This window comes from Pseudomonas sp. IT-P395 (assembly GCF_949767675.1).
Lineage (GTDB): Bacteria > Pseudomonadota > Gammaproteobacteria > Pseudomonadales > Pseudomonadaceae > Aquipseudomonas.
This window is the reverse complement of sequence record NZ_CATKPW010000033.1, coordinates 315,524-338,723: the sequence shown is the minus strand read 5'-3', so window position 1 is coordinate 338,723 and position 23,200 is coordinate 315,524. Positions and strand designations below refer to the sequence as shown.

Sequence of the window (23,200 nt, the reverse complement as noted above, 5' to 3'; positions counted from 1 at the left end):
TTTCCTTGTTAATTCAATAGGGGCGGGTCAGACCATCATCAGCAGCACGGCGACAAAAATGCTGCCGGCGGAGAAGGTCATGGTCCGAGACGACCAGGTGTTGAACCAACGTTGAAAGCTGGCGAGATCACGGGTCAGGGATGTCGGTTGGCGAGTCCAGGATTGTTGGTCGAGGCGGAAGAACACGTAGATCTTCACCAGCGCACCGACGATCTGGTTGTAATACAGAATCGCTGGGTAAGCCGGGCCGATGCGGTGACCGGAACACGACAACAGCAACGTCAGGATCAGGCGGGTGATGCCGATCCACAGCAGGTAAACGAGGATGAACGCGGTGCCGTATTTGAAGCTGGCGATGAGCGCCACGGTCAGGCCGAGCAAGGAGGTCCACATCGACACGCGTTGGTCGAACAGCACCACCGAGGTGAACGCGCCGAGACGTTTCACACCCAGGCCCAGCGCTCGCGAGTTCTGCCGCAGGTTGTTGCCGTACCAGCGGAACATCAGTTTGCGGCTGGCCTTGATGAAGCTCTTTTCCGGCGGGTGTTCAACGGTGTTGATCGCCGCGTCAGGCACGTAGAAAGTGTCGTAGCCGAGGCGCATCAGGCTGAACCAGCTCGACTTGTCGTCGCCGGTCAAAAACTTGAAACGACCCAGACGCCAGTGTTGCAGCGAGTCGCTTTCAACGTCGGCGATGAATTCCGGGTTGGTCACCACAGTGGCGCGGAACACCGACATACGACCGGTCATGGTCAGTACGCGTTTGGACAGGGCCATCGAGCACATGTTGATGTGGCGCTGGGCGAAACGCAGCTTGTGCCATTCGCTCATGATGTAGCCGCCGCGCACTTCGCAGAACTCGTTGGTGGTCAGGCCGCCGACGTTGCCGAACAGCTGGAACCACGGCACGGTCTTGCGCACGGTGCCTTCGCCGAGCACGGTGTCGCCATCGATCACGGCCACCACGGCGCGGTCGTCCGGCAGGTGACGGGAGATCGCGCGGAAACCATAGGCCAGGCCATCACGTTTGCCGGTGCCGGGAATGCGCACGAAGTCGAGCTTGACGCGGTCGGGCGGATTCATCCGTGCCCACAGTGCCTTGACCAGCAGCTCATCGGACATTTCGACGATCGAGCAGACCACGGTGGTCGGCAGTTCGCAGTCGATGGCTTCGCGGATCACCGAGCTGTAGACCTGCGCGGTGGTGAGCGCGTCGATCCGGAAACTGGTGACCATCAGGAACACATGCGACGGGTCCGCCGCCTTACCCAGCTTGCGCACTTTGCGGCGCAGGTGCGGGTAAACGATGTAGAGAAAAATCATGCCGCGCACAAAGTGCGTTGCACCCATCGAGTAGCGCCAGATACCCACGGCGCCAATCAGGAAAATGAAGTCCTTCGACTCGGAGTCGAATGTGGACGTGGGCAGCATCAAGGCCAGGCCCATCAGCAGACTGAGATAAAAAAGCCAGCCGGCTGATTGCAGAAAAAAATGTTTGAGCTTGCTCATCAGCGTCATCCGAAGGTAAGGGAGGCTTCAAGCTGCAAGCTCCGAGCTGCAAGTCCTGCAGCTCGAAGCTTGTCGCTTAGGTCTGCATTACCAGCAGATACCCTCGGTGCGCGTACCGGCGTCGGTGGCTTTGGCCATGAAGCCGACCAGGTCGATGACCTGTTTGCCGTGCGGCGCTTGCTGGGCCAACGGGCGGAACTTCTCGTCGCGGTTACCAAGGATGATCACGTCGGAGTTGTCGATCACCGAATCGAAGTCCGCGTTGAGCAGGGACGAAACGTGCGGGATCTTCGACTCGATGTAGTCCTTGTTCGCGCCGTGAACTCGGGCGTACTCGACGTTGCTGTCGTAGATGCTCAGGTCGTAACCCTTGCCGATCAGCATCTCGGCCAGTTCTACCAGCGGGCTTTCGCGCAGGTCGTCGGTGCCGGCCTTGAAGCTCAGACCGAGCAGAGCGACTTTGCGTTTGTCGTGGCTTTCCACGATGTCGAAGGCGTTCTGCACTTGCGATTCGTTGCTGCGCATCAGCGAGTTGAGCAGCGGCGCTTCGACGTCCAGCGAGCCGGCGCGGTAGGTCAGGGCGCGCACGTCTTTTGGCAGGCACGAACCGCCGAAGGCGAAGCCTGGGCGCATGTAGTACTGGGACAGGTTGAGGGTCTTGTCCTGGCAGACCACTTCCATCACTTCACGGCCATCGACGCCGACCGCTTTGGCGATGTTGCCGATCTCGTTGGCGAAGGTCACTTTGGTTGCGTGCCAGACGTTGCAGGTGTACTTGATCATCTCGGCGACGGCGATGTCCTTGCGGATGATCGGTGCGTCGAGTTCTTCGTACAGCGATTGCAGAACGTCGCCCGAGGCCTTGTCGAACTCGCCGATGACGGTCATCGGTGGCAGGTCGTAGTCGGCGATCGCGGTGGATTCACGCAGGAACTCAGGGTTGACCGCAACGCCGAAGTCGACGCCGGCTTTCTTGCCCGAGCAGTCTTCGAGAATCGGGATCACCACGTTGGCAACAGTGCCCGGCAGTACGGTGCTGCGCACGACGATGGTGTGGCGAGTGGTTTTTTCACGCAGGACAAAACCGATCTCGCGGCATACCGCTTCGATGTAGTTCAGTTCGAGGTCGCCGTTCTTCTTGCTCGGCGTACCGACGCAGATCATCGACAGGTCGGTGTCGCGAATCGCCTCGGCGAAGTTGGTCGTGCCACGCAGACGACCGGTCTGGATACCCTGTTGCAGAAGTTCGCCCAGGCCCGGTTCAACAATCGGCGATTTGCCGGCATTGATCATGTCGATCTTGTCTTTGGCAACATCGACGCCAACTACGTCATGGCCCCGTGCAGACAGGCAACCGGCACATACTGCGCCAACGTAACCCAAACCAAATATGCTGATGCGCATCGCAATTACCTCTGTATATATCAGGCCTTAGAGGGCCGGAGTTAATGGTGTTCAGCGTTCATTAGTGCACTCGAAAGTGCGGCATACAGGCGCCACAATGCCGTGTGCAGGCATACTAAGTTTCGAGTGTCTAAATAAGTGCACTCAAGATGTGCGTAACCAGGCCTTGTTGTTATGACGTGCCCTGTTATGCATCCGATCTTCTTTGGAGAAGACTCTTGTGCAATCGTCTTGCGCGCTCGATGTCGGGATGAAAGTCCAGTAAATCAAGCGGTTGGGTGCTCAGGCGAGCACGTTTATAAGGGCGCGGCCATGGCCTTTGTAGGGGATATTAATGGTGCGTATCTCCTGTCCATCGTCTGTTTTGAGACTAGTTAGTCATCTAGGCAAGTTGCTGTGACAACTTGGTTACATGGCCATCTGCTCCGCGTAAGTTATCTCGTACAAACTCGGCGAGAATCGTTACCGGTGGTATGAGCTATGCATTCGGACGAAGTTCCTGTCCGCTCATCGCGAAATCTGAAATTTCTTGAAATATTGTCAGAGATGGCACTAGTCTCAATTTGATAGCACTTTCGTTTTCGACCTTTAATAACAGGCGAAAAATCACGTTAGATAGTTTTGTGCCACTACAGTGAAAAAATTTAGGTGCCACTACTGAAAAAAATGATCAGTGTCGAGTGAAACTAATCTTAGAAAAGACAGGGAGGTTTTTCTGACGCCAGTAAAATGGCGAAATGTGGCGAGGGTTTTTTGACATCGTGCGAGCTGCACGACTCTTGATATTAAGAGTCGTGCATTAGGCATGCCTTATTCGGGGGCGTGGTCGCGCAGAAATACCAGATTGTCCGGTTTCGAATGCTCGGCGCTGTAGCGATAACCCTGCACATCGAACTGCTTGAGCATGGCAGGATCGTTGATCTTTTCCTGGATCACAAAACGGCTCATCAGGCCTCGGGCCTTTTTCGCGTAGAAGCTGATGATCTTGTACTGGCCGTTCTTCTGATCCTTGAACTCGGTGTTGATGATCCGCGCGTTCAGGGCCGTGCGTTTGACCGCCGAGAAGTACTCGTTGGACGCAAGGTTGAGCAGCACATCGTCGCCCTGATCGACCAGCGCTTCGTTCAGCCATTCGCTGATGCGCGTGCCCCAGAAAGCGTACAAGTCCTTGCCCCGGGCGTTGGCCAGTTTGGTGCCCATTTCCAGGCGATACGGTTGCATCAGGTCGAGCGGGCGCAGCAAGCCATAGAGGCCGGAGAGCATGCGCAGGTGTTTTTGCGCGTAATCGAAATTGGCTTCACTGAAGGATTGCGCGTCGAGACCGGTGTAGACGTCACCCTTGAACGCGAGCAGCGCCTGCTTGGCGTTCTCCGGGGTGAACGCGGGTGTCCAGCTGCCGAAACGCGCGGCGTTGAGCCCGCCGATCTTGTCTGACACGTGCATCAGTTCGCTGATCTGCGCCGGCGTCAGGTCGCGCAGTTGCTGGATCAGTTCCTGCGAGTGGTCAAGGTATTGCGGCTGGGTGAAGCGCTGGGTCGCCGGCGGTGTTTCGTAATCGAGGGTCTTGGCGGGGGAAATCACCATCAGCATGAAGTCGTCTCCTTTAATCGTGGGGGCGATTCTAGGGGGTTGTCCGAGTTGACTCCAGCTATGGGGGTTATAGGTCGGGGTTAGCAGGGGCATTTGCGACGGTTGGTGGATTTTTTCCCTCACCCTAACCCTCTCCCAGAGGGAGAGGGGACCGACCGTGTTGTTCTCGAGTAATACATCGACCTGAGATATCCAGTCGAACTCAGGTTTGAAAACATGAAGATCGGCTCCCTCTCCCTCCGGGCGGTCCGACGTTTCGGGAGGGCTGGGGTGAGGGCGGCGTCCTTCAGCCTTGCACATCAGCTATAGTGCCGCGCGGGTTTTGTTATGGAGACATCCCTTTTGCGCATTGTTCTTTTATTCACCGCGTGGCTGTTGAGCGTCGGTGCCGTCGCGGCGCCGGGCGATGTGGCGACGCTGGATCGCAGCACATGGCCAGAGCAGCTCAGCAACCCGACGCTGTTTGACGTGGCCTCACGGGCGGAAATCCTCATGTTCGCCCGTGTCCTGCTGGGCACTGAGTCGATGGACGAGGCTGCTCTGGGTCCGCGTCTGGGCTTGCGCACGGTCAACATCGATGCGGTCAATATTCTGCGTCAACGCCTCTGGCAGCGTCTGCTGGCCAACTACAACTACGCCCAGCAAAGCTGTGATCAGGACGCCTCGTTCTGTTTCCTTGTCGAAGACCTGCCGACGCTGCGCGAGCAAGCCGCCAAGTTCGTGGTCAGCGACGACAGTTATTACACCAAGTGGGCCGAACCGAGCCGGATCTTCCATGTGCAATATCTCGACGAGTTGCTGCGCAAGGCCGCTCTGTCCCCACAGACCAGCAACGAATTCGATCGTTTCGGAGACTACGAGCGCAACGGCGACGAGATGCACGACCGCCTGTTTCTGCTGACGTTCGACAGCGCCGCCAACCTGCAACCGGACAACACCGGTTGGCTCACCGAATACCTGCGCAAGGCAAACCTGAGCGGCACATTCTTTGTCTTGGGCAAGGATATTCAGGCGCGGCTGGCTGATCGCTCGGTCAGCAGCCTGCAAGCAGAGTTCTCGAAACAGTGCGTCGGCGTTCAAGGTTGGGAGTTCCGCTCCCACAGCCACTGGCAGGACTGGCAGGATTCAGTGCGGCGTAGCGCTGATCTGGTGAAGAACAAGTTGCCGGAAAACTACGTGCCGCTGTTCCGTCCGCCGGAAGGGCAGCGCCGCAGCGATGCGCAAGGTTTCTTCAACACCCAGGGCCTGCAAGTGGCGCTGTGGGACATCGATGCCCAGGACGGCGCGGGCAAACTCAAGGGCGCGCCGAGTGCGCAGCGGGTGCTGACCCTGATGCTGTTGTGGCGCCACGGGGTAATCAATTTCAACATGAAACAAGACGCGGTGAAGACCTCGTTGCCGTGGCTGATCACGCAAACCGCGCAAAGCGGCATCGGTTGGGAGGACTGTCAGGACGCGTTTCGCTGAGAAACGGCAAAAGCCCGGAAACATTGGGCTTGGGGCGATTTTTTACGGAATTTCGGTGCAGGCGGACTTCCGACTTTAGCGGGCTATGGACAGTCCGCCAAGGGCTTTTCGTCACTCTGCAAAATAAACTTAAAAAAACCGTCAAAGTACTTTTTTATGTCATCGGTTTTGGAGTATTACGAAGACAGACCGCCGAAACCTGCAACACAGGTGGCGTCTTCCAAGACCCGTTTGTTTGCAGTCACTTGAATCTCCGCAGGTGAGATTTCGGCAGTCACTTCGAGGCGCAGCACCGCTCAGGTATTGCGTCTACTGGCTCTGACAAAGGTGACCGAGTATGGATGATCACGGACGTAGCCCTTCCTCCAACCAGCCAATCCTTTATGTACTCGATACCAACGTATTGATTCACGATCCAAACGCCCTGCTGAATTTCGAAGAACACCACGTCGCGATCCCGATGACCGTGCTTGAAGAGCTGGACAAGCTCAAGAGCGGGCATCACAGCGTGGCCGCTGAATGCCGTCAGGCCATCCGGCTGATCGACAAGACCCTGGGCGATGCGTCCCCGGAAGATGTCGAGCTGGGTGTGCCGATCCAGCGCGGCAAAGGCGGGCCGAAGGGCTTGCTGTCAATTCTGATGAGCAAGCAGGCCGAATCGAATCTGATTCTGCCCGAGCACCTGAACGACAACAAAATCATCAACCAGCTGATCGACCTGCACACCCGCGACCCGAAAAAACCGGTGGTGCTGGTCACCAAAGACATCAACATGCGCCTCAAGGCGCGCGCCTGTGGCATCGATGCCGAGGATTACAGCACCGACCAACTGGTCGATGATGTGTCCCTGCTGCCCAACGGCTACCACAACATGACCGGCTCCTTCTGGGACCGCGTGAGCAAGGTCGACACCCGTCAGGATCACGGCCGCACCTGGCATCAAGTGCAACTGATCGACAACCTGCCGGCAGTGCACATCAACGAGTTCATCATTGACGAACAGGGCTTTGTCGGCTGGATCAAGGAGATCGATGAGGCCAAGCTGCTGATCCTCGACCTGCATCAGGAACCGCTGCTGCATCAAGAGGCCTGGGGGCTCAAGCCTCGCGACATTTATCAAAGCCTGGCGCTGTACGCGTTGCTGGATCCGGACATTCATCTGGTCAATCTATCGGGGGCCGCAGGCTCCGGTAAAACCATTCTGGCGCTGGCCGCGGCGATCGAGCAGACCATGGTCAGCAAGCGTTATCGCCGCATCATTGCCACCCGCAGCGTGCAGGGTCTGGACCAGGAAATCGGCTTCCTGCCCGGCACCGAAGCGGAAAAAATGGAGCCTTGGCTGGGCGCCATCACCGACAACCTCGAAGCCTTGCACATGGATGACGAAAACACCCATGGCAGCGTCGATTACATCCTCAGCAAAGTGCCGTTGCAGTTCAAATCGCTCAACTACATTCGCGGTCGCAGCTTCCAGCAGAGCCTGATCCTGATCGACGAATGCCAGAACCTCACGCCGCACCAGATGAAAACCATCATCACCCGTGCCGGCGCCGGTTCCAAAGTGGTGTGCCTGGGCAACCTCGCACAGATCGACACCCCTTACCTGTCCGCGACCAGCTCCGGGCTGACCTACCTGACTGAACGCTTCAAGGATTTCCCCAACGGTGTGCACATCACCCTGCAAGGGGTGCCTCGCTCGATTCTGGCTGAATACGCCGAATCGCATTTGTAACCCTTCACCCAAAACCGGGCGGCCTAACAGCCGTCCGGTTTTTTTATGCCCCTGCACAAATCCCAATGTAGGAGCTGCCGAAGGCTGCGATCTTTTGATCTTGTTTTTAAAAATCAAAGTCAAAAGATCGCAGCCTTCGGCAGCTCCTACACGATGAACACCATATTCGTGCGTGCGGAAATTTGACCCGCAGGTTTACAATCCACGCTCCTGATCAGGAGTAATCCCGTGCTGACTCATCTCGATTCCCAAGGTCGCGCCAACATGGTCGACGTCACCGAAAAAGCCGTGACGTTCCGTGAAGCGACGGCCCAAGCGCTGGTGCGCATGCTCCCCGCAACGCTGCAGATGATCGTCAGCGGCGGCCACCCAAAGGGTGACGTGTTCGCCGTGGCGCGCATTGCCGGCATTCAAGCGGCGAAGAAAACCAGTGATCTGATTCCCCTCTGCCACCCGCTGATGCTCACTGGCGTCAAAGTCGAACTCAGCGCTGATGGCGAAGACACCGTGCGTATCGTCGCCCGCTGCAAACTGTCCGGGCAGACCGGCGTCGAGATGGAAGCGCTGACCGCCGCCAGTGTCGCCGCGCTGACCATCTACGACATGTGCAAAGCCGTCGATCGTGGCATGACCATCGAAAGCGTGCGCTTGCTGGAGAAGGTCGGCGGCAAGAGCGGCCACTTTCAAGCGGAGCAGCCATGAACCTGACCGTGAAGTTTTTTGCCCGTTACCGTGAAGCGCTGGGTGTGGACTCGCTGAAGGTTGAGGGTGATTTCGCTACCGTCGATGACGTGCGAGCACATGTTCTTCAAATGCAGGCGCAACGTGACGGCGCTGAGGTGCTGAGCGAACAAAACCTGATGTGTGCACGCAACGAAGACCTCTGCCAGCTCGACGAACCAGTGACCGATGGCGACGAAGTGGCGTTTTTCCCTACCGTGACCGGAGGCTGAACCATGGCGATTCGCGTGCAGGCCACGCCGTTCGATCCGGGCGCTGAAGTCAACGCGATGCACGCGGCCAATGTCGGCGTCGGCGCAGTGGTGAGTTTTGTCGGCTACGTGCGCGATTTCAACGATGGCCTGGATGTAGCGGGAATGTTCCTCGAGCACTATCCGGGCATGACCGAAAAAGCCCTCGGCAAGATCGCCAGCGAAGCCGAGCAGCGCTGGCCGCTGTTGAAGCTGGAAGTGCTGCATCGCATCGGTGCACTGGAACCGGGCGAACCGATCGTGTTTGTCGGCGCTGCCAGTGCCCATCGCCAGGCCGCCTTCGATGCTTGTGCCTTCGTCATGGACTACCTGAAAACCCGTGCACCGTTCTGGAAGAAAGAAAACACCAGCGACGGCCCGCGTTGGGTTGAGGGGCGGGACAGCGATCATGCCGCTGCGGATCGCTGGAAGAAGTAAATCAAAAGATCGCAGCCTTCGGCAGCTCCTACATTGGGTCGGCATACCCCTGTAGGAGCTGCCGAAGGCTGCGATCTTTTTGCTTCTGCCCCGAATTGACGATTTGTACATATAAGTCCAAGATGGATTTACAAGTACAACATGCTTCAATCTTGCCGCTCGAAGCTCCCCGCTAGCAGCTGCTCTTCTTCATCTTGCCAAACCAACAACAACCCGCGAGAGAACGAATATGAAGAAACTCCCCCTCATCACCGGTCTGGCCCTCAGCCTGTTGGCCTCCGCCAGCGTGTTCGCCGCCGAGCAAACCCTGCGTATCGGCATCGAAGCCGCTTACCCGCCATTCGCCTCGAAAACCGATAAAGGTGAAATCGTCGGTTTCGACTACGACATCGGCAACGCTCTTTGCGCGCAGATGAAGGTCAAGTGCGTGTGGGTCGAAGGTGAGTTTGACGGCCTGATTCCTTCGCTGAAAGTGAAGAAAATCGACATGGCGCTGTCATCGATGACGATCAACGAAGACCGCAAGAAGTCGGTGGATTTCACTCACAAGTATTACTTCACTTCGTCACGCCTCGTGATGAAGGAAGGCGCCACCGTCGACGATCAATACGCCAGCCTCAAGGGCAAGAATGTCGGCGTGCAGCGTGCGACCACCACCGATCGTTATGCCACCGAGGTGTTCGAGCCGAAGGGCATCAACGTCAAGCGCTATAGCAACAACGAAGAGATCTACATGGATCTGGCGGCGGGGCGGCTGGATGCGATTTTTGCTGACACCATTCCGTTGAATGACTTTTTGTCGATGCCGCGTGGCAAGGGTTATGCGTTTGTCGGGCCTGAGTTGAAGGATCCGAAGTACGTGGGTGAGGGGGCGGGGATTGCGGTGCGCAAGGGCAATGCTGAACTGGTCAGCCAGTTGAATGGCGCCATTGATGGTATTCGCGCGAGTGGCGAGTACCAGAAAATTTCCGAGAAGTACTTCAAGTCCGACATCTACGGCGACTGATAGTCCGCTATCGCTGGCAAGCCAGCTCCCACAAGGATTTGCGGCGTACACAAAACCTGTGGGAGCTGGCTTGCCAGCGATGGCGTCAGAGAAATCACCGCAAATTTCTAGCCTTTCAATTCTTTCAAATGCTTGTACACCGTCGCCCGCCCCATGTTCAGCACATTGGCCACATAGTTCGAGGCACTCTTGCCCTTGAACGCTCCCTCGGCGTGTAGCGCCAGCACCAGTTCACGTTTGTGATCGCGAGTCAGCACATTCAGGCTCAGTTGCCGCTCGCGCAGCCAGGCGTGGAGGAAGGTGTTGATGCGCTCCTGCCAGTCATCGCGAAACAGTGAATCCGGTTGCGGGATCAGTTTGCTCGGTGAGAGGAACAGGTCCAGCGCTGCCTTGGCATTCTCGAACAGCGAAATATTCAGATTGATGCACAGCACCGCCAGCGGCAGGCCTTCGCTGTCGCGCAGGACGCTGCTCAGGCTACGGATCTTCTGACCATCCCAGTTAAGCTTTTCGTACGGGCCGATATTGCGGTCGCTGACATCCTCGCTGAGCATGTCTTCCAGTGACGAGTCGTCGCCGATCTCGCGTTTGGACAGGTTGTTGGCGATGTAGTCGACCTTCTGCGTGCGCAGGTCGTGCAGCACCACTTCGGCGTGCGGAAAGAACAGCGTGGCGATGGCATCGGCGATGGCGCGGAAGTTATCCAGCGCCGGGTCGAATTCAGGGGCGGTCATGACAGTGGAGCTCCAGGCAGCGTCAACGCCCCCGTGATCAGGAGGCGCTGCGAGTGTGCCGCAATCCGTTGGGCGCGTCATCCGGGTGGACGATCAGGCGAGGCGGGCAGGGGAGAGCATGGCGCTGCTCAGGCCGAACTGCAGCAAGTGCTCGGGCAGCGGCTGACCACGCACCAACGCCGCGCTGGCCTGGCCCATCGCCGGCGAAGTCTGGATGCCGTAGCCACCTTGCGCGGCGACCCAGAACAAACCTGGCACCTGCGGATCGAAACCGCTGAGCAGATCACCGTCGGCAACGAAACTGCGCAGCCCGGCCCAGGTGCGGGTCGGGCGGCGGATGGTCAGCGTCGTGGCTTCTTCGATCTGGTAGATGCCCATGGCGATGTCCAGTTCTTCCGGCTGCACATCGTGAGGTTCGACCGGGTCGGCGTTGGCGGGCGAGCCGAGGAACATGCCGGCGTCAGGCTTCATATAGAAGGATTCATCGAGGCTGACCAGCATCGGCCAGTGATGGATGTCGACGCCTTCGGGGCCGGCGAAAATAAACGCGGCGCGGCGTTTTGGTTGCAGACCCAGGGGCTTGGCGCCGGCCAGTGCGCCGATCTTGTCGGCCCAGGCCCCGGCGGCGTTGATGATCACGGGGGCGCTAAAGGTCTGGCCGTTGGTCTGCACGTGCCAGTGGCCTTCGGCATCGCGGCTGAGGCCGAGCACTTCGCAATCGGTATGCACTTCACCGTTATTGCGACGGACGCCGCGCAGGTAGCCCTGATGCAAGGCGTCGGTGTCGATGTCGCTGGCGCTCGGATCGTAGATCGCGCCGTGGACTTTTTCCCGACGCAGGATCGGTAGCCGCGCGCAGGCTTCGTCGGCGCTGAGCAGTTGCATCTCAGGCACCGTGGCTTTGGCGCTGAGGTATTGGTTATTGAGTTCGGCGGCGTCACCGCTGAAGTCGACGGTCATTTCGCCGCGCGGGGTCAGCAATGGGTGTTCGCAGAAACCGCTTGGCGGATTGTCGAAGAACGCCCGGCTGGCCTGCGTCAGTGCACGCACTTGCGGTGTGCCGTACGCGGCAGTGAACAGCGCGGCGGAGCGCCCGGTGGAGTGATAGGCCGGGTGGGATTCGCGTTCGAGCACGATCACTTTGCCGTGCGGCGACAGCCAGAAACCGGTGGAAGCGCCGGCAATCCCGCCGCCGATGATGATGAAATCTGCCTGGCTCATGAAAAACTCCAAAACTATCGGGGTTCTCTGGGGATCTGTCATTGGCAACTCCCCAATCGGAATGCGATCCCTGTAGGAGCTGCCGAAGGCTGCGATCTTTTGATCTGGTTTTTTAAGATCAAGATCAAAAGATCGCAGCCTTCGGCAGCTCCTACAGTGGTCAGTTGTTCAGGTGGTAAATCGCATTGGCCAGAGCAATATCTTCCAGGCCCAAGCCGATTGAGCGGAAAAACACGTGGCGGTCGTAATCCGGGCGCTGCACTTTTTCGCTGAGCAGATCGGCGAGGTCGCCGACAATCGAATCCTTGCTCCAGCCATGCTGTTCACTGGCAATCAACATCTCGCCCGCCGAACCCGGCGTGGTCAGACGATAGTCGCAGAACACCTGCATGTCGTTGAGGCTCTGCGGTGGAACTTCGTGGGCGCGTGGGGCGTTGGTGCTGATCGAAGTGATCAGGGCCGGCTTGCTCAATGCGGCAGGATCGATCACCGGTCCGGCAGACGAGGTGCAGAGCATGATCACATCGGCCTCGGCAAGGGCGGCTTCGCGGTTGTCGGCAATGTTCAGATCGGCAACGATGGCTTTCAACCGTGCCTGAGTATCAGCGTCTTCGAGCAGGGACGGTGAATGCACGCTGATGCTCTGCCAGTCACGCAGCGATTTCACATAGTGCAGATGCGCCTGCGCAACCTTGCCACTGCCGATGATTGCCAGTCGTGTGGCATTCAGCGGTGCGAGGGCGTCGACTGCCACTGCGGTAGTCGCTGCAGTGCGCGCGGTGGTCAGTTCACCGGCATCACACAACAGCAACGGCTGCCCGGTTTTCATCGACATCAACAATGTCCACGCGGTTACCAGCGCACCCTGCTCGCGAACGATGTACGGCGAGGTCTTCACGCCGTAAACCCCGTCCTCGGCCAACACGCCCAGATAGTTGATGAAGTCGCCGGCACCCTGCGGGAACTCCACCAGTTGCTGCGCTGGTTGCACGGCGTGTCCGGCAGCGAGATCGCGGAACAGCTTGCGCAGGATCTGCGGCACATCAATGCGCGCCAGCAGCTCGCGGGCCTGATGTTGGTCGATCACGTAGGGCGTACTGGACATATCAGGCTCCGGAGTCTGGGTATAAACTAATTTGTCTATTATGGACTTTTAGTTATCTCTCGCAAGCGCCTGATGAAATGCCGGACGAAAAAAAAGCGCAGTCCGTGGCCGGCTGCGCTTTTCCTTCAAGTGTCGCTTACTGCGGACGCTTGCGCTCGACCGCGCGCAACAGATGCGTCGGTGGCGTTTCGCAACTGATCTTGCGACCGAGCTTCTCTTCGATGGACGGCAACTGATAGGAGTCGTCTTCACCGGCGAAGCTGATCGACACGCCATCGGCGCCAGCACGACCGGTCCGGCCAATGCGGTGCACGTAGTCGTCCGGGACTTCCGGCAGGGTGAAGTTGATCACGTGGCTGATGCCGTCGATGTGAATGCCACGACCGGCCACATCGGTGGCGACAAGCACGCGAATCTTGCCTTCGCGGAAACCTTCGAGGGTCTTGATGCGTTTGTGTTGCGGCACATCGCCGGACAACTGCGCAGCATTCACACCGTCGCGCACCAGACGCTCTTCGATACGGCGCACTTCGTCCTTGCGGTTGGCGAAGACCATCACCCGCTCCCAGCCATTATCGTTGACCAGGTTGTAGAGCAATTTGTACTTGTCGGCACCGGCCACGGCGTAGATGTGTTGCTCGACGTTTTCGCTGGCGACGTTGGTGACTTCGATTTCGACGATGGACGGATCGGTCGTCCATTGCTTGGCCAGGTTCATCACGTCTTCGGTGAAGGTCGCGGAGAACAGCAGGGTCTGGCGCTCGGACTTCGGCGGGGTCTGGCGAATGATCTGGCGTACTTGCGGGATGAAACCCATGTCGAGCATGCGGTCGGCTTCGTCCAGCACCATCACTTCGACCATGTCCAGGTGCACGTCGCCGCGCTGGTTGAAGTCGAGCAGGCGGCCTGGGGTCGCCACGAGAATGTCGCAGTGACGCGCTTCGAGGTGCTTGAGCTGTTTGTCGAAGTCCATGCCGCCAACGAACGTCATGACGTTGAGACCGGTGTACTTGGTCAGGTCAGCGGCATCCTTGGCGATCTGCACCACCAGCTCACGGGTCGGCGCGATGATCAGCGCACGGGGTTCGCCCATGTAGCGTTCTTTCGGCGGCGGCGTTTGCAGCAGTTGGGTGATGATCGAGATCAGGAACGCGGCGGTCTTGCCGGTACCGGTCTGCGCGCGACCAATGGCGTCTTTGCCGGCGAGGGTGAAACCCAGCACCTGCGCCTGGATCGGCGTGCAGTACGGGAAGCCCAGATCCTGAATGGCATGCATCAGTTCTGGTGAAAGATTGAAATCGTGGAAGCGGGTTTTGCCTTCCTGTGGCTCGACAACGAAATCTTCGAGTTTCCACGGAATGACCGGGGCCTTGGGCTTTGGTTCGCGACGCGCTCTGGCCGGTTTCGGCTCTTCACTGCGCGCAGGCTCGGCGGCGATTGGCGCGGCCGGAGCGGGTTTCGGGTCTTGCTTCGGTGCTGCTACGGCAGCGGGGCGGTCGGCCTGGGGCGCATCGTTGCGATGACCGGGGGCGTGCGACGGCGCACTGGGAACTGGCGCGAGCTGCTCAGCCTCGCTTTTACCGAACATTTTCTTGAGTGCTTCGAGCACGGTCATCTCATCAATTGGTTAAGGAATGTACGCCGGCCAGTGTAATGCAAGAAACGGGCGCGGCGTAGTAGGAGGGATCAAAGGGTGATTTTAATCTCGACGCTTAGCGCAGGCGCTCACTCAACCAGACACCAATGTCGCGAATTTCCTCGGGTAACACTTCGTGCTCCATTGGGTATTCCTGCCATGTCACGGTGACACCATGCTTCACCAAATGCTCGTAGGCGCTGCGTCCCATCGAGTTCTGTACCACGCCGTCGAACTGACCGTGCAGGCATATCGCGGGAATCCGCTGCTGACTGGCTGAAAGTTGCATGTCATCGCTGAACGTCGGCGCATAGGTCGACAGAGCAAGTACGCCACCGAGTGCGCCTTGCCATTTCACAAAAGCGGTGTGCAAAACGACAGCGCCGCCCTGGGAAAAACCGGCAAGGAAAATCCGCGAGGCGTCTATTCCGCTGGCGCGCTGGTTTTCGATCAATTCGATGATGCGATCCGCCGACGCTTCCAGCTCATCACGGTCGATCGCTCGCGCCGGGCTCATGGCTTTAATGTCGTACCAGCTGGGCATGGCATATCCGCCATTTATGGTCACTGGACGCGTCGGCGCCTGCGGCAGCACGAAGCGTGTGCTCAGCAGGCTTTCCTGCAACGCTTCCGCTACCGGCAAGAAGTCGTAGCGGTCGGCGCCGAGGCCGTGCAGCCAGATCACGCAGGCGTCTGCGGGCTTAACAGGCTGAAGAATCAAGGGCTCGGTCATGTCTGCTCCAAATATGTGCGGGCGCTCTCAATAAGTGCGTGATTCGAGTGCGCGCCCGGTTGATCCGTTAAGAAGATGTCGCAAGGTTACAAGTTTTGCTATTGACCTGTCGCCGAATCGATTCCGTGACAGGTGTGGTACGGGCTTTGCTATGGAAGGTTCTGTACGAAGCATCCTACGCGTGGCGGTAACACTATCAGTGTACGACCCGCGACGGGATGGCAAAGAATCCGGTGATGGATGTTCGCCAATGGCCGCTACGGGCGCAGCGAACGTGAAAGGGCTACAGCCCGTTCGGCCGATTGGTGAGAAGTGAGTTGTCCATGATGTGGATTTTCTCCTACTAGACTCATAGCGAAGGTCTTACGTCGGTTGACCCCAAAAAAAGCCAACACGGGTCAACAACGCCTCAAAAGGGTGCGACTGGACTCAAGCTCCGACACAACAAGAGCAAAACTGGAGGTTTGAATGAAGATGTTGAAATCCACCCTGGCCATCGTGACTGCAGCAACAGTACTCGGTGTCAGCGGGTTCGCTCAGGCGGGTGCAACCCTGGATGCAGTGCAGAAGAAAGGTTTCGTGCAGTGTGGCGTGAGCGACGGTCTGCCGGGCTTCTCGGTACCGGACGCGACCGGCAAGATCCTCGGGATCGACGCTGACGTCTGCCGCGCTGTGGCCGCTGCCGTATTCGGCGACGCGACCAAGGTCAAATTCAGTCAGTTGAACGCCAAGGAGCGCTTCACCGCGCTGCAATCGGGCGAGATCGACATCCTGTCGCGCAACACCACCATGACCAGTTCGCGTGACGCGGGCATGGGCCTGAAATTCCCGGGCTTCATTACCTACTACGACGGCATCGGCTTCCTGGTGAACAACAAGCTGGGCGTGAAGAGTGCCAAAGAGCTGGACGGTGCAACCATCTGCATCCAGGCCGGTACCACCACCGAGCTGAACGTTTCCGACTACTTCCGTGGCAACGGTCTGAAATACACCCCGATCACTTTCGACACCTCCGATGAAAGCGCCAAATCGCTGGAATCCGGTCGTTGCGACGTGCTGACCTCCGACAAGTCCCAACTGTTCGCCCAGCGCTCCAAGCTGGCATCGCCGAAGGACTACGTGGTTCTGCCGGAAACCATTTCCAAAGAACCACTGGGCCCGGTCGTACGTAATGGCGACGACGAGTGGCTGGCCATCGTCCGTTGGGTTGGCTACGCGCTGCTCAACACCGAAGAAGCCGGCATCACTTCGAAGAACGTCGAAGCTGAAGCCAAATCGACCAAGAACCCGGACGTCGCCCGTATGCTCGGCGCTGACGGCGAATACGGCAAAGACCTGAAACTGCCGAAAGACTGGGTTGTGCAGATCGTCAAACAAGTCGGCAACTACGGCGAGATCTTCGAGAAAAACCTCGGCAAGAGCACTCCGCTGGAAATCGACCGCGGCTTGAACGCCCTGTGGAACAACGGCGGCATTCAGTACGCACCACCAGTGCGCTAATGGTTCTATCACCCGGCGGGCCAACCGCCGGGTGATGTTCTTGTTCCATTTTTTCCGGGGCACTTCATGCAAAATTCAATCGGCGCACCAAAGCAGAGGCTCAGCCTCAGCGATCCACGAGTGCGTGCGTGGCTATTCCAGATCATCACCGTTGTGGCGGTGGTCTCGCTGGGCTGGTACTTGTTCGACAACACGCAAACCAACCTTCAGCACCGGGGCATTACCTCCGGTTTCGGTTTTCTGGAGCGCAGTGCCGGATTCGGCATCGCTCAACACCTGATCGACTACACCGAAGCGGACAGCTATGCCCGCGTCTTTGTCATCGGTCTTCTCAATACCCTGTTGGTGACCGTGATCGGCGTGGTTCTGGCGACGATCCTCGGGTTCATCATCGGTGTGGCGCGGCTGTCGCAGAACTGGATCATCAGCAAACTGGCGACCGTGTATGTGGAAGTGTTCCGCAACATTCCGCCGCTGCTGCAAATCCTGTTCTGGTACTTCGCGGTGTTCCTGACCATGCCGGGGCCGCGCAACAGCCACAACTTCGGCGACACCTTCTTCGTCAGCAGCCGTGGCCTGAACATGCCAGCCGCGCTGGCGGCTGATGGTTTCTGGGCGTTCGTGATCAGCATCGTGGTGGCCATCGTCGGCATCGTATTGATGACCCGCTGGGCCAACAAGCGCTTTGAAGAAACCGGCGTGCCGTTTCACAAGTTCTGGGTCGGTCTGGCGATTCTGCTGGTGATCCCGACCTTGTGCGCACTGATCTTCGGCGCTCCGCTGCATTGGGAAATGCCCGAGCTTAAAGGCTTCAACTTTGTTGGCGGCTGGGTGCTGATCCCGGAACTGCTCGCGTTGACCCTGGCCTTGACCGTGTACACCGCGGCGTTCATCGCCGAGATCGTGCGTTCCGGGATCAAGTCGGTCAGCCACGGCCAGACCGAAGCCGCGCGTTCCCTCGGCCTGCGCAACGGCCCGACCCTGCGCAAAGTGATCATTCCGCAAGCTCTGCGCGTGATCATTCCGCCGCTGACCAGCCAATACCTCAACCTGGCGAAGAACTCCTCGCTGGCAGCCGGTATCGGTTACCCGGAAATGGTGTCGCTGTTCGCCGGCACGGTGCTTAACCAGACCGGTCAGGCGATCGAGGTGATTGCCATCACCATGAGCGTGTACCTGGCGATCAGTATCAGCATTTCCCTGCTGATGAACTGGTACAACAAGCGCATTGCGCTGATCGAGCGGTAAGGAAAAGCGCATGAGTACTCATACTTTCAAACCCGACATGCCCCCACCGAACAGCAGCATCGGCGTGGTGGCGTGGATGCGCGCGAACATGTTCTCCAGCTGGCTCAACACCCTGCTGACGCTGTTTGCGTTCTACCTGATTTATCTCGTGGTGCCGCCGATCCTCAGTTGGGCGATTGTCGATGCCAACTGGGTTGGCACCACCCGCGCCGACTGCACCAAGGAGGGCGCCTGCTGGGTGTTCATTCAGCAGCGTTTCGGCCAGTTCATGTACGGCTACTACCCGACGGAACTGCGCTGGCGTGTCGACCTGACTGTGTGGCTGGCGGTGATCGGCGCGGCGCCATTGTTCATCTCGCGCGTACCGCGTAAAGCGATCTACGGGCTGAGCTTTCTGGTGCTGTACCCGATCATTGCCTTCACCCTGCTGCACGGCGGTTTCGGTCTGACCCCGGTGGCAACCAGCCAGTGGGGCGGCCTGATGCTGACGCTGGTCATCGCCACTGTCGGTATCGCCGGTGCGTTGCCGCTGGGGATTGTGCTGGCGCTCGGGCGACGTTCGAACATGCCGGCGATTCGTGTGGTCTGCGTGACCTTTATCGAATTCTGGCGCGGCGTGCCGTTGATCACGGTGCTGTTCATGTCGTCGGTGATGCTGCCGCTGTTCCTGCCTGAAGGCATGAACTTCGACAAGCTGCTGCGGGCACTGATCGGCGTGATCCTGTTCCAGTCGGCCTATGTCGCCGAAGTGGTGCGCGGTGGTCTGCAAGCGATCCCCAAAGGTCAGTACGAAGCGGCTGCAGCGATGGGCCTCGGATACTGGCGTTCGATGGGCCTGGTGATTCTGCCGCAAGCCCTGAAGCTGGTGATTCCCGGCATCGTCAACACCTTCATTGCGCTGTTCAAGGACACCAGTCTGGTGATCATCATCGGCCTCTTTGACCTGCTCAACAGCGTCAAACAAGCCGCTGCCGATCCGAAATGGCTGGGCATGGCCACCGAAGGCTACGTGTTCGCCGCCCTGGTGTTCTGGATTTTCTGTTTTGGTATGTCGCGCTATTCCATGCATCTGGAACGCAAGCTCGACACTGGCCACAAGCGTTAGGAGTTCTGTAAATGAGTGAAGCAATCAAAAAGCCTGCAGGTTCTGAAGGCATTATTCAGATGCAGGGCGTCAACAAGTGGTACGGCCAGTTCCACGTGCTGAAAGACATCAACCTCAACGTCAAACAGGGCGAGCGTATCGTCCTGTGCGGGCCGTCGGGTTCCGGAAAATCGACAACGATTCGCTGCCTCAATCGTCTGGAAGAACACCAGCAGGGCCGCATCGTCGTCGACGGCGTGGAACTGACCAACGACCTCAAGCAGATCGAAGCGATCCGCCGCGAAGTCGGCATGGTGTTCCAGCATTTCAACCTGTTCCCGCACCTGACCATTCTGCAGAACTGCACCCTGGCGCCAATGTGGGTACGCAAGATGCCCAAGCGCAAGGCCGAGGAAATCGCCATGCATTACCTGGAACGCGTACGCATTCCGGAGCAGGCGCACAAGTTTCCGGGGCAACTGTCCGGTGGTCAGCAACAGCGTGTGGCGATCGCCCGCGCCCTGTGCATGAAACCGAAAATCATGCTGTTCGATGAACCGACTTCAGCGCTCGATCCGGAGATGGTGAAGGAAGTACTCGACACCATGATCGGTCTGGCTGAAGACGGCATGACCATGCTTTGCGTGACCCACGAAATGGGCTTTGCCCGTACCGTGGCCAACCGCGTGATCTTCATGGACAAGGGTGAGATCGTTGAACAGGCGGCGCCAAATGACTTCTTCGATAATCCGCAGAATGAGCGGACGAAGTTGTTCTTGAGTCAGATTTTGCATTGATGGTTTGTGTGTAAAAACAACCCGGCCTTGTGCCGGGTTTGTTTTTTGGAGTCAGGAAACGGTGAGGGTTTCGTGTTCCTTGTGCACGGTGTACTTGAACGCACCTCTCAAGTCAGCCCCTTCGGCCAAGACTTTCGCATCGGCAAGCAAGTGCGGGTAACGATCCAGCAGCCGCATCAAAAGCATCAACGCCTTCGGCGGCAGCAATTCGCCTCGTTCGTACCTGGAAAATGCGTTGTGGCCTCCACCTGACAGCAGTTGCACCGTCTCTTTTTGCGTCAGGTGCAATTTGCGCCGGATGCGCTTCATCTCGGAACCGATCATTTGTCTTGCAGCGATAACCAGCTCATCGCCTGCTTCCGTGTAACGATCAGCGCTATCGGTGCCGTCATCCCACTCGATTTCCCCGCACTGCCGGCATTCCCAGCCAGCGAGATCATCTACGCGGCGCTCCATGCCTTTGACACTCAGGGTCTCACCGCGACCCTCGAAATGCCTCATTCCCTCACGGGCACCACAGCTGAAACATTGCCGGGTTTTCATGGGTTTTTCTCCTTGAAGGAGATTACCGGTGCGCCGCCGGCAGGGCGGTATGTCACCTTGATGTAAATCTCCAGGCCTTTTGAGTTGATGTGATACACGTCCTGCCAGACTCGATGATCGTCATAGGTGGTCATCGATTTGTACAACATCCTGTTCTGCAACTCGAAAACGATCTCCTGCATTTCTGCGAAGCTAAAACCGAGATCGAGACCGGTTTTTTCCGCGGTCTTGGTGAAAGCTTGTCTGCCAAGTCGTCTGACTTCCGCCTTGATCACCGCCAAGTCGTAATGGGGTGTGTTCTTTTCCATAAGAAACCAAAACCCTGTCCCTGAAATTACCCTTAAAGGGTAATTTTGACCAATCGAAAATACCGCTTCATATGTCTCCGATTGACCCTAGGTGGTTGCCGTCCTACACGGGTCTGACTAACATGTCAGAAAATTCATCCTATGATTGGATGAAAGGGCCAATCCTATGTCAGATATTTCTCCACTCGTTAAGCGATCCCTGGTCGATCAGGCCTTGGATCAACTTCGTCAGCGCATCAACAGCGGTGCCTGGCAGGTCGGCGAGCGTTTGCCGACCGAACCCGAGCTGTGCGCCGAACTGGGCATCAGCCGCAACACCGTGCGCGAAGCCATGCGCGTATTGGCGTTTTCCGGGCTGATCGAGATTCGCCAGGGCGATGGCAGTTACTTGCGCGCAGTGGTCGATCCGATGGATACCTTGAAAGCGCTGTCGCAATGCTCGCTGGAACAGGCGCGGGAAACCCGCCACATCCTCGAAGTCGAAGCGATCGGTTTGGCGGCATTGCGCCGCACCGACGAAGACCTCGTCGCATTGCGTGAAGCGCTCGGCACCAGCGGCAGCCACTACCACGGCGATCTCGACACCTATATCGCCTGCGATCTGGTGTTTCACCGCCGTTTGGTCGACGCCGCGCACAACCCGACCCTCAGCGAGCTGTATCGCTACTTTTCCAGCATCGTCGGCGCGCAATTGCGCCAGACCCTGAACATCGTCCCGCGCCGTCAGGAAGTGTTCGACCTGCACATCGCGTTGCTCGATGCGGTCGAGCAACGCGACCCGGAACGGGCCAAAGCTTTGTCGAGGCAGTTGATCAATGAACCTTGAAACCGAGAAATCTATGTCCCGCAACGAGATATCCACAACCCCCAAGCGCACGGCAGAACTTGAAGAACTGTTGATCGACGCCGAGGCTGATGACGAACAAGTGCAACAAAGCCATCCGCTGGTACGCCGACCGTGGTTGTTGCTGCTCGGCTTGATTCTGGTGGCGCTGAACTTGCGTCCGGCGCTGTCGAGCATGGCGCCGCTGCTCAGCGATGTGTCGAAAAGTCTTGGCTTGTCGGCGGCTCAGGCCGGTCTGCTGACTACGCTGCCGGTGTTGTGCCTCGGTTTGTTTGCGCCACTGGCACCGATTCTGGCGCGACGTTTTGGTGCTGAGCGGGTGGTGCTGGGGATTTTGCTGACACTGGCCGGCGGGATCATTTTGCGCAGCAACTTCGGTGAGATCGGCCTGTTCGCCGGCAGCGTATTGGGCGGTGCGAGCATTGGCATCATCGGTGTTCTGCTGCCGGGCATCGTCAAGCGCGACTTCGCCAAACATGCCGGCACCATGACCGGCGTCTACACCATGGCGCTGTGCCTGGGCGCGGCGATGGCGGCCGGTTCCAGCGTGCCGCTCAGTGAGCATTTCGGTGGTAGCTGGGCGATGGGCCTGGGTTTCTGGGTGATTCCGGCGTTGGTTGCAGCGGTGTTCTGGTTGCCGCAAGTCGGGCAGAAACATGGCGCGCACAACGTCGCCTATCGCGTGCGCGGACTGTTGCGTGATCCGCTGGCCTGGCAGGTGACCTTGTACATGGGCCTGCAATCATCGCTGGCCTACATCGTCTTCGGCTGGTTACCGTCGATCCTGATTGGTCGTGGACTGACGCCAACCCAGGCCGGTCTGGTGTTGTCCGGTTCGGTGATCATTCAACTGGCCAGTTCACTGGCTGCGCCGTGGCTGGCCACTCGCGGCAAGGATCAGCGTCTGGCGATTGTGGTGGTGATGGCGCTGACCCTCGGCGGTCTGTTCGGTTGTCTGTATGCGCCGATCGAAGGGCTGTGGGGTTGGGCTATTCTGTTGGGGCTGGGGCAGGGCGGTACGTTCAGTCTGGCGTTGACCCTGATCGTGCTGCGTTCGCGGGATTCACATGTCGCGGCGAACCTGTCGAGCATGTCTCAGGGTTTTGGTTACACGCTGGCGTCGATGGGGCCGTTCGCGGTCGGCGTGGTGCATGACTGGACCGGCGGCTGGAATGCCGTCGGCTGGATCTTTGGCATCATCGGTACAGGTGCGATCATCGCCGGGCTTGGCGCCGGGCGTGCGCTGTACGTGCAAGTGCAAAGCGAGAAGATCTGACGCGGTTCAAACTGTAGGAGTGAGCCTGCTCGCGATAGCTTTATACCAGTCAAC

22 protein-coding genes are annotated in these 23,200 nt (G+C 58.4%); 12 read left to right on the top strand and 10 right to left on the bottom strand.

Annotation, left to right across the window (positions count from 1 at the left end):
• Window positions 1–27: 27 nt before the first annotated feature.
• The 3 genes from alg8 to yaaA all read right to left on the bottom strand — a co-directional run bounded on the left by alg8 (window position 28) and on the right by yaaA (window position 4,503).
• Window positions 28–1,509 (bottom strand): mannuronan synthase, encoded by a 1,482-nt coding sequence (alg8, locus tag ACM6IN_RS20250; RefSeq protein WP_007914304.1) that lies wholly within the window; start codon window positions 1,507–1,509, stop codon window positions 28–30.
• Window positions 1,510–1,596: 87 nt separating this feature from the next.
• A complete protein-coding gene (locus tag ACM6IN_RS20245) occupies window positions 1,597–2,913 on the bottom strand; it encodes a nucleotide sugar dehydrogenase (RefSeq protein WP_007914305.1) in 1,317 nt (438 codons plus the stop codon).
• Between the two features lie 810 nt (window positions 2,914–3,723).
• A complete protein-coding gene (gene yaaA, locus ACM6IN_RS20240) occupies window positions 3,724–4,503 on the bottom strand; it encodes a peroxide stress protein YaaA (RefSeq protein WP_414916595.1) in 780 nt (259 codons plus the stop codon).
• A 342-nt stretch (window positions 4,504–4,845) separates the two neighbouring features.
• On the opposite strand from yaaA, the gene ACM6IN_RS20235 reads away from it, so the two are divergent.
• From ACM6IN_RS20235 to ACM6IN_RS20210, 6 genes are all read left to right on the top strand, one after another.
• Entirely contained in the window at window positions 4,846–5,970 is a 1,125-nt protein-coding gene (locus ACM6IN_RS20235) for a polysaccharide deacetylase family protein (RefSeq protein ID WP_095112623.1), read from the top strand.
• A gap of 337 nt (window positions 5,971–6,307) precedes the next feature.
• Window positions 6,308–7,702 (top strand): PhoH family protein, encoded by a 1,395-nt coding sequence (locus ACM6IN_RS20230; protein ID WP_007914309.1) that lies wholly within the window; start codon window positions 6,308–6,310, stop codon window positions 7,700–7,702.
• Window positions 7,703–7,930: 228 nt separating this feature from the next.
• Window positions 7,931–8,404, top strand: coding sequence for a cyclic pyranopterin monophosphate synthase MoaC (moaC, locus tag ACM6IN_RS20225; RefSeq protein WP_007914310.1), 474 nt, complete (start codon window positions 7,931–7,933; stop codon window positions 8,402–8,404).
• Window positions 8,401–8,655: a MoaD/ThiS family protein gene (locus tag ACM6IN_RS20220; protein WP_007914311.1), complete on the top strand. Its 255-nt coding sequence runs from the start codon at window positions 8,401–8,403 to the stop codon at window positions 8,653–8,655. The genes moaC and ACM6IN_RS20220 overlap by 4 nt, the downstream gene beginning before the upstream one ends.
• Before the next feature lie 3 nt (window positions 8,656–8,658).
• Window positions 8,659–9,111 carry a molybdopterin synthase catalytic subunit MoaE gene (moaE, locus tag ACM6IN_RS20215; RefSeq protein WP_007914312.1) on the top strand — a complete coding sequence of 151 codons (453 nt, stop codon included), beginning with the start codon at window positions 8,659–8,661 and terminating at the stop codon, window positions 9,109–9,111.
• Window positions 9,112–9,340: 229 nt separating this feature from the next.
• A complete protein-coding gene (locus tag ACM6IN_RS20210; RefSeq protein WP_007914314.1) occupies window positions 9,341–10,117 on the top strand; it encodes an ABC transporter substrate-binding protein in 777 nt (258 codons plus the stop codon).
• 107 nt (window positions 10,118–10,224) lie between these two features.
• Here ACM6IN_RS20210 and ACM6IN_RS20205 read toward each other — a convergent pair whose 3' ends face one another.
• The 5 genes from ACM6IN_RS20205 to ACM6IN_RS20185 form a co-directional block, all read right to left on the bottom strand.
• Window positions 10,225–10,851: a transcriptional regulator gene (locus ACM6IN_RS20205; protein WP_007914317.1), complete on the bottom strand. Its 627-nt coding sequence runs from the start codon at window positions 10,849–10,851 to the stop codon at window positions 10,225–10,227.
• 93 nt (window positions 10,852–10,944) lie between these two features.
• A complete protein-coding gene (locus tag ACM6IN_RS20200) occupies window positions 10,945–12,072 on the bottom strand; it encodes an NAD(P)/FAD-dependent oxidoreductase (protein WP_414916594.1) in 1,128 nt (375 codons plus the stop codon).
• Window positions 12,073–12,232: 160 nt separating this feature from the next.
• Window positions 12,233–13,177, bottom strand: a complete 945-nt coding sequence (locus tag ACM6IN_RS20195) for an ornithine cyclodeaminase family protein (protein WP_095112607.1) — start codon at window positions 13,175–13,177, stop codon at window positions 12,233–12,235.
• Window positions 13,178–13,313: 136 nt separating this feature from the next.
• The gene (gene rhlB / locus ACM6IN_RS20190; protein WP_007914326.1) at window positions 13,314–14,792 is read right to left on the bottom strand and encodes an ATP-dependent RNA helicase RhlB; all 1,479 of its coding nucleotides are present in this window, start codon (window positions 14,790–14,792) and stop codon (window positions 13,314–13,316) included.
• 97 nt (window positions 14,793–14,889) lie between these two features.
• Complete coding sequence (locus ACM6IN_RS20185; RefSeq protein WP_007914327.1) at window positions 14,890–15,546, bottom strand: alpha/beta hydrolase; 657 nt, start codon at window positions 15,544–15,546, stop codon at window positions 14,890–14,892.
• Window positions 15,547–16,014: 468 nt separating this feature from the next.
• On the opposite strand from ACM6IN_RS20185, the gene ACM6IN_RS20180 reads away from it, so the two are divergent.
• The 4 genes from ACM6IN_RS20180 (at window position 16,015) to ACM6IN_RS20165 (ending at window position 20,175) form a co-directional block, all read left to right on the top strand.
• Entirely contained in the window at window positions 16,015–17,046 is a 1,032-nt protein-coding gene (locus ACM6IN_RS20180; protein WP_007914328.1) for an amino acid ABC transporter substrate-binding protein, read from the top strand.
• A 66-nt stretch (window positions 17,047–17,112) separates the two neighbouring features.
• Window positions 17,113–18,294, top strand: coding sequence for an amino acid ABC transporter permease (locus ACM6IN_RS20175; RefSeq protein WP_007914329.1), 1,182 nt, complete (start codon window positions 17,113–17,115; stop codon window positions 18,292–18,294).
• 10 nt (window positions 18,295–18,304) lie between these two features.
• Window positions 18,305–19,399 carry an amino acid ABC transporter permease gene (locus ACM6IN_RS20170; RefSeq protein ID WP_007949911.1) on the top strand — a complete coding sequence of 365 codons (1,095 nt, stop codon included), beginning with the start codon at window positions 18,305–18,307 and terminating at the stop codon, window positions 19,397–19,399.
• A gap of 11 nt (window positions 19,400–19,410) precedes the next feature.
• Window positions 19,411–20,175, top strand: coding sequence for an amino acid ABC transporter ATP-binding protein (locus ACM6IN_RS20165; RefSeq protein ID WP_007914351.1), 765 nt, complete (start codon window positions 19,411–19,413; stop codon window positions 20,173–20,175).
• A gap of 51 nt (window positions 20,176–20,226) precedes the next feature.
• On the opposite strand, the gene ACM6IN_RS20160 is transcribed toward ACM6IN_RS20165, so the two are convergent.
• Window positions 20,227–20,718, bottom strand: coding sequence for a type II TA system antitoxin MqsA family protein (locus tag ACM6IN_RS20160; protein WP_007914353.1), 492 nt, complete (start codon window positions 20,716–20,718; stop codon window positions 20,227–20,229).
• On the bottom strand, window positions 20,715–21,026 hold the full coding sequence (locus ACM6IN_RS20155; protein WP_414916593.1) for a type II toxin-antitoxin system MqsR family toxin: 312 nt from the start codon (window positions 21,024–21,026) through the stop codon (window positions 20,715–20,717). Before ACM6IN_RS20155 ends, ACM6IN_RS20160 begins: the two co-directional genes overlap by 4 nt.
• 166 nt (window positions 21,027–21,192) lie before the next feature.
• Between ACM6IN_RS20155 and ACM6IN_RS20150 the strand changes: the two genes are divergently transcribed.
• Both ACM6IN_RS20150 and ACM6IN_RS20145 read left to right on the top strand, forming a co-directional pair.
• Window positions 21,193–21,852: a FadR/GntR family transcriptional regulator gene (locus ACM6IN_RS20150; RefSeq protein ID WP_414916592.1), complete on the top strand. Its 660-nt coding sequence runs from the start codon at window positions 21,193–21,195 to the stop codon at window positions 21,850–21,852.
• Complete coding sequence (locus ACM6IN_RS20145; RefSeq protein WP_077571231.1) at window positions 21,842–23,146, top strand: CynX/NimT family MFS transporter; 1,305 nt, start codon at window positions 21,842–21,844, stop codon at window positions 23,144–23,146. Before ACM6IN_RS20150 ends, ACM6IN_RS20145 begins: the two co-directional genes overlap by 11 nt.
• The last annotated feature ends 54 nt before the right edge of the window (window positions 23,147–23,200 follow it).

Excerpts from the sequence above, each read along its gene's own strand:
- ACM6IN_RS20220 (WP_007914311.1), top strand. The coding sequence starts at position 8,401 with ATGAACCTGACCGTGAAGTTTTTTGCCCGTTACCGTGAAGCGCTGGGT.
- ACM6IN_RS20175 (WP_007914329.1), top strand. The coding sequence starts at position 17,113 with ATGCAAAATTCAATCGGCGCACCAAAGCAGAGGCTCAGCCTCAGCGAT.
- moaE (WP_007914312.1), top strand. The coding sequence starts at position 8,659 with ATGGCGATTCGCGTGCAGGCCACGCCGTTCGATCCGGGCGCTGAAGTC.
- ACM6IN_RS20195 (WP_095112607.1), bottom strand. The coding sequence starts at position 13,177 with ATGTCCAGTACGCCCTACGTGATCGACCAACATCAGGCCCGCGAGCTG.
- ACM6IN_RS20160 (WP_007914353.1), bottom strand. The coding sequence starts at position 20,718 with ATGAAAACCCGGCAATGTTTCAGCTGTGGTGCCCGTGAGGGAATGAGG.
- ACM6IN_RS20165 (WP_007914351.1), top strand. The coding sequence starts at position 19,411 with ATGAGTGAAGCAATCAAAAAGCCTGCAGGTTCTGAAGGCATTATTCAG.
- ACM6IN_RS20170 (WP_007949911.1), top strand. The coding sequence starts at position 18,305 with ATGAGTACTCATACTTTCAAACCCGACATGCCCCCACCGAACAGCAGC.
- yaaA (WP_414916595.1), bottom strand. The coding sequence starts at position 4,503 with ATGCTGATGGTGATTTCCCCCGCCAAGACCCTCGATTACGAAACACCG.
- ACM6IN_RS20155 (WP_414916593.1), bottom strand. The coding sequence starts at position 21,026 with ATGGAAAAGAACACACCCCATTACGACTTGGCGGTGATCAAGGCGGAA.
- ACM6IN_RS20230 (WP_007914309.1), top strand. The coding sequence starts at position 6,308 with ATGGATGATCACGGACGTAGCCCTTCCTCCAACCAGCCAATCCTTTAT.
- alg8 (WP_007914304.1), bottom strand. The coding sequence starts at position 1,509 with ATGAGCAAGCTCAAACATTTTTTTCTGCAATCAGCCGGCTGGCTTTTT.
- ACM6IN_RS20245 (WP_007914305.1), bottom strand. The coding sequence starts at position 2,913 with ATGCGCATCAGCATATTTGGTTTGGGTTACGTTGGCGCAGTATGTGCC.
- rhlB (WP_007914326.1), bottom strand. The coding sequence starts at position 14,792 with ATGACCGTGCTCGAAGCACTCAAGAAAATGTTCGGTAAAAGCGAGGCT.
- ACM6IN_RS20180 (WP_007914328.1), top strand. The coding sequence starts at position 16,015 with ATGAAGATGTTGAAATCCACCCTGGCCATCGTGACTGCAGCAACAGTA.
- ACM6IN_RS20150 (WP_414916592.1), top strand. The coding sequence starts at position 21,193 with ATGTCAGATATTTCTCCACTCGTTAAGCGATCCCTGGTCGATCAGGCC.
- ACM6IN_RS20185 (WP_007914327.1), bottom strand. The coding sequence starts at position 15,546 with ATGACCGAGCCCTTGATTCTTCAGCCTGTTAAGCCCGCAGACGCCTGC.
- ACM6IN_RS20205 (WP_007914317.1), bottom strand. The coding sequence starts at position 10,851 with ATGACCGCCCCTGAATTCGACCCGGCGCTGGATAACTTCCGCGCCATC.
- ACM6IN_RS20200 (WP_414916594.1), bottom strand. The coding sequence starts at position 12,072 with ATGAGCCAGGCAGATTTCATCATCATCGGCGGCGGGATTGCCGGCGCT.
- ACM6IN_RS20210 (WP_007914314.1), top strand. The coding sequence starts at position 9,341 with ATGAAGAAACTCCCCCTCATCACCGGTCTGGCCCTCAGCCTGTTGGCC.
- ACM6IN_RS20145 (WP_077571231.1), top strand. The coding sequence starts at position 21,842 with ATGAACCTTGAAACCGAGAAATCTATGTCCCGCAACGAGATATCCACA.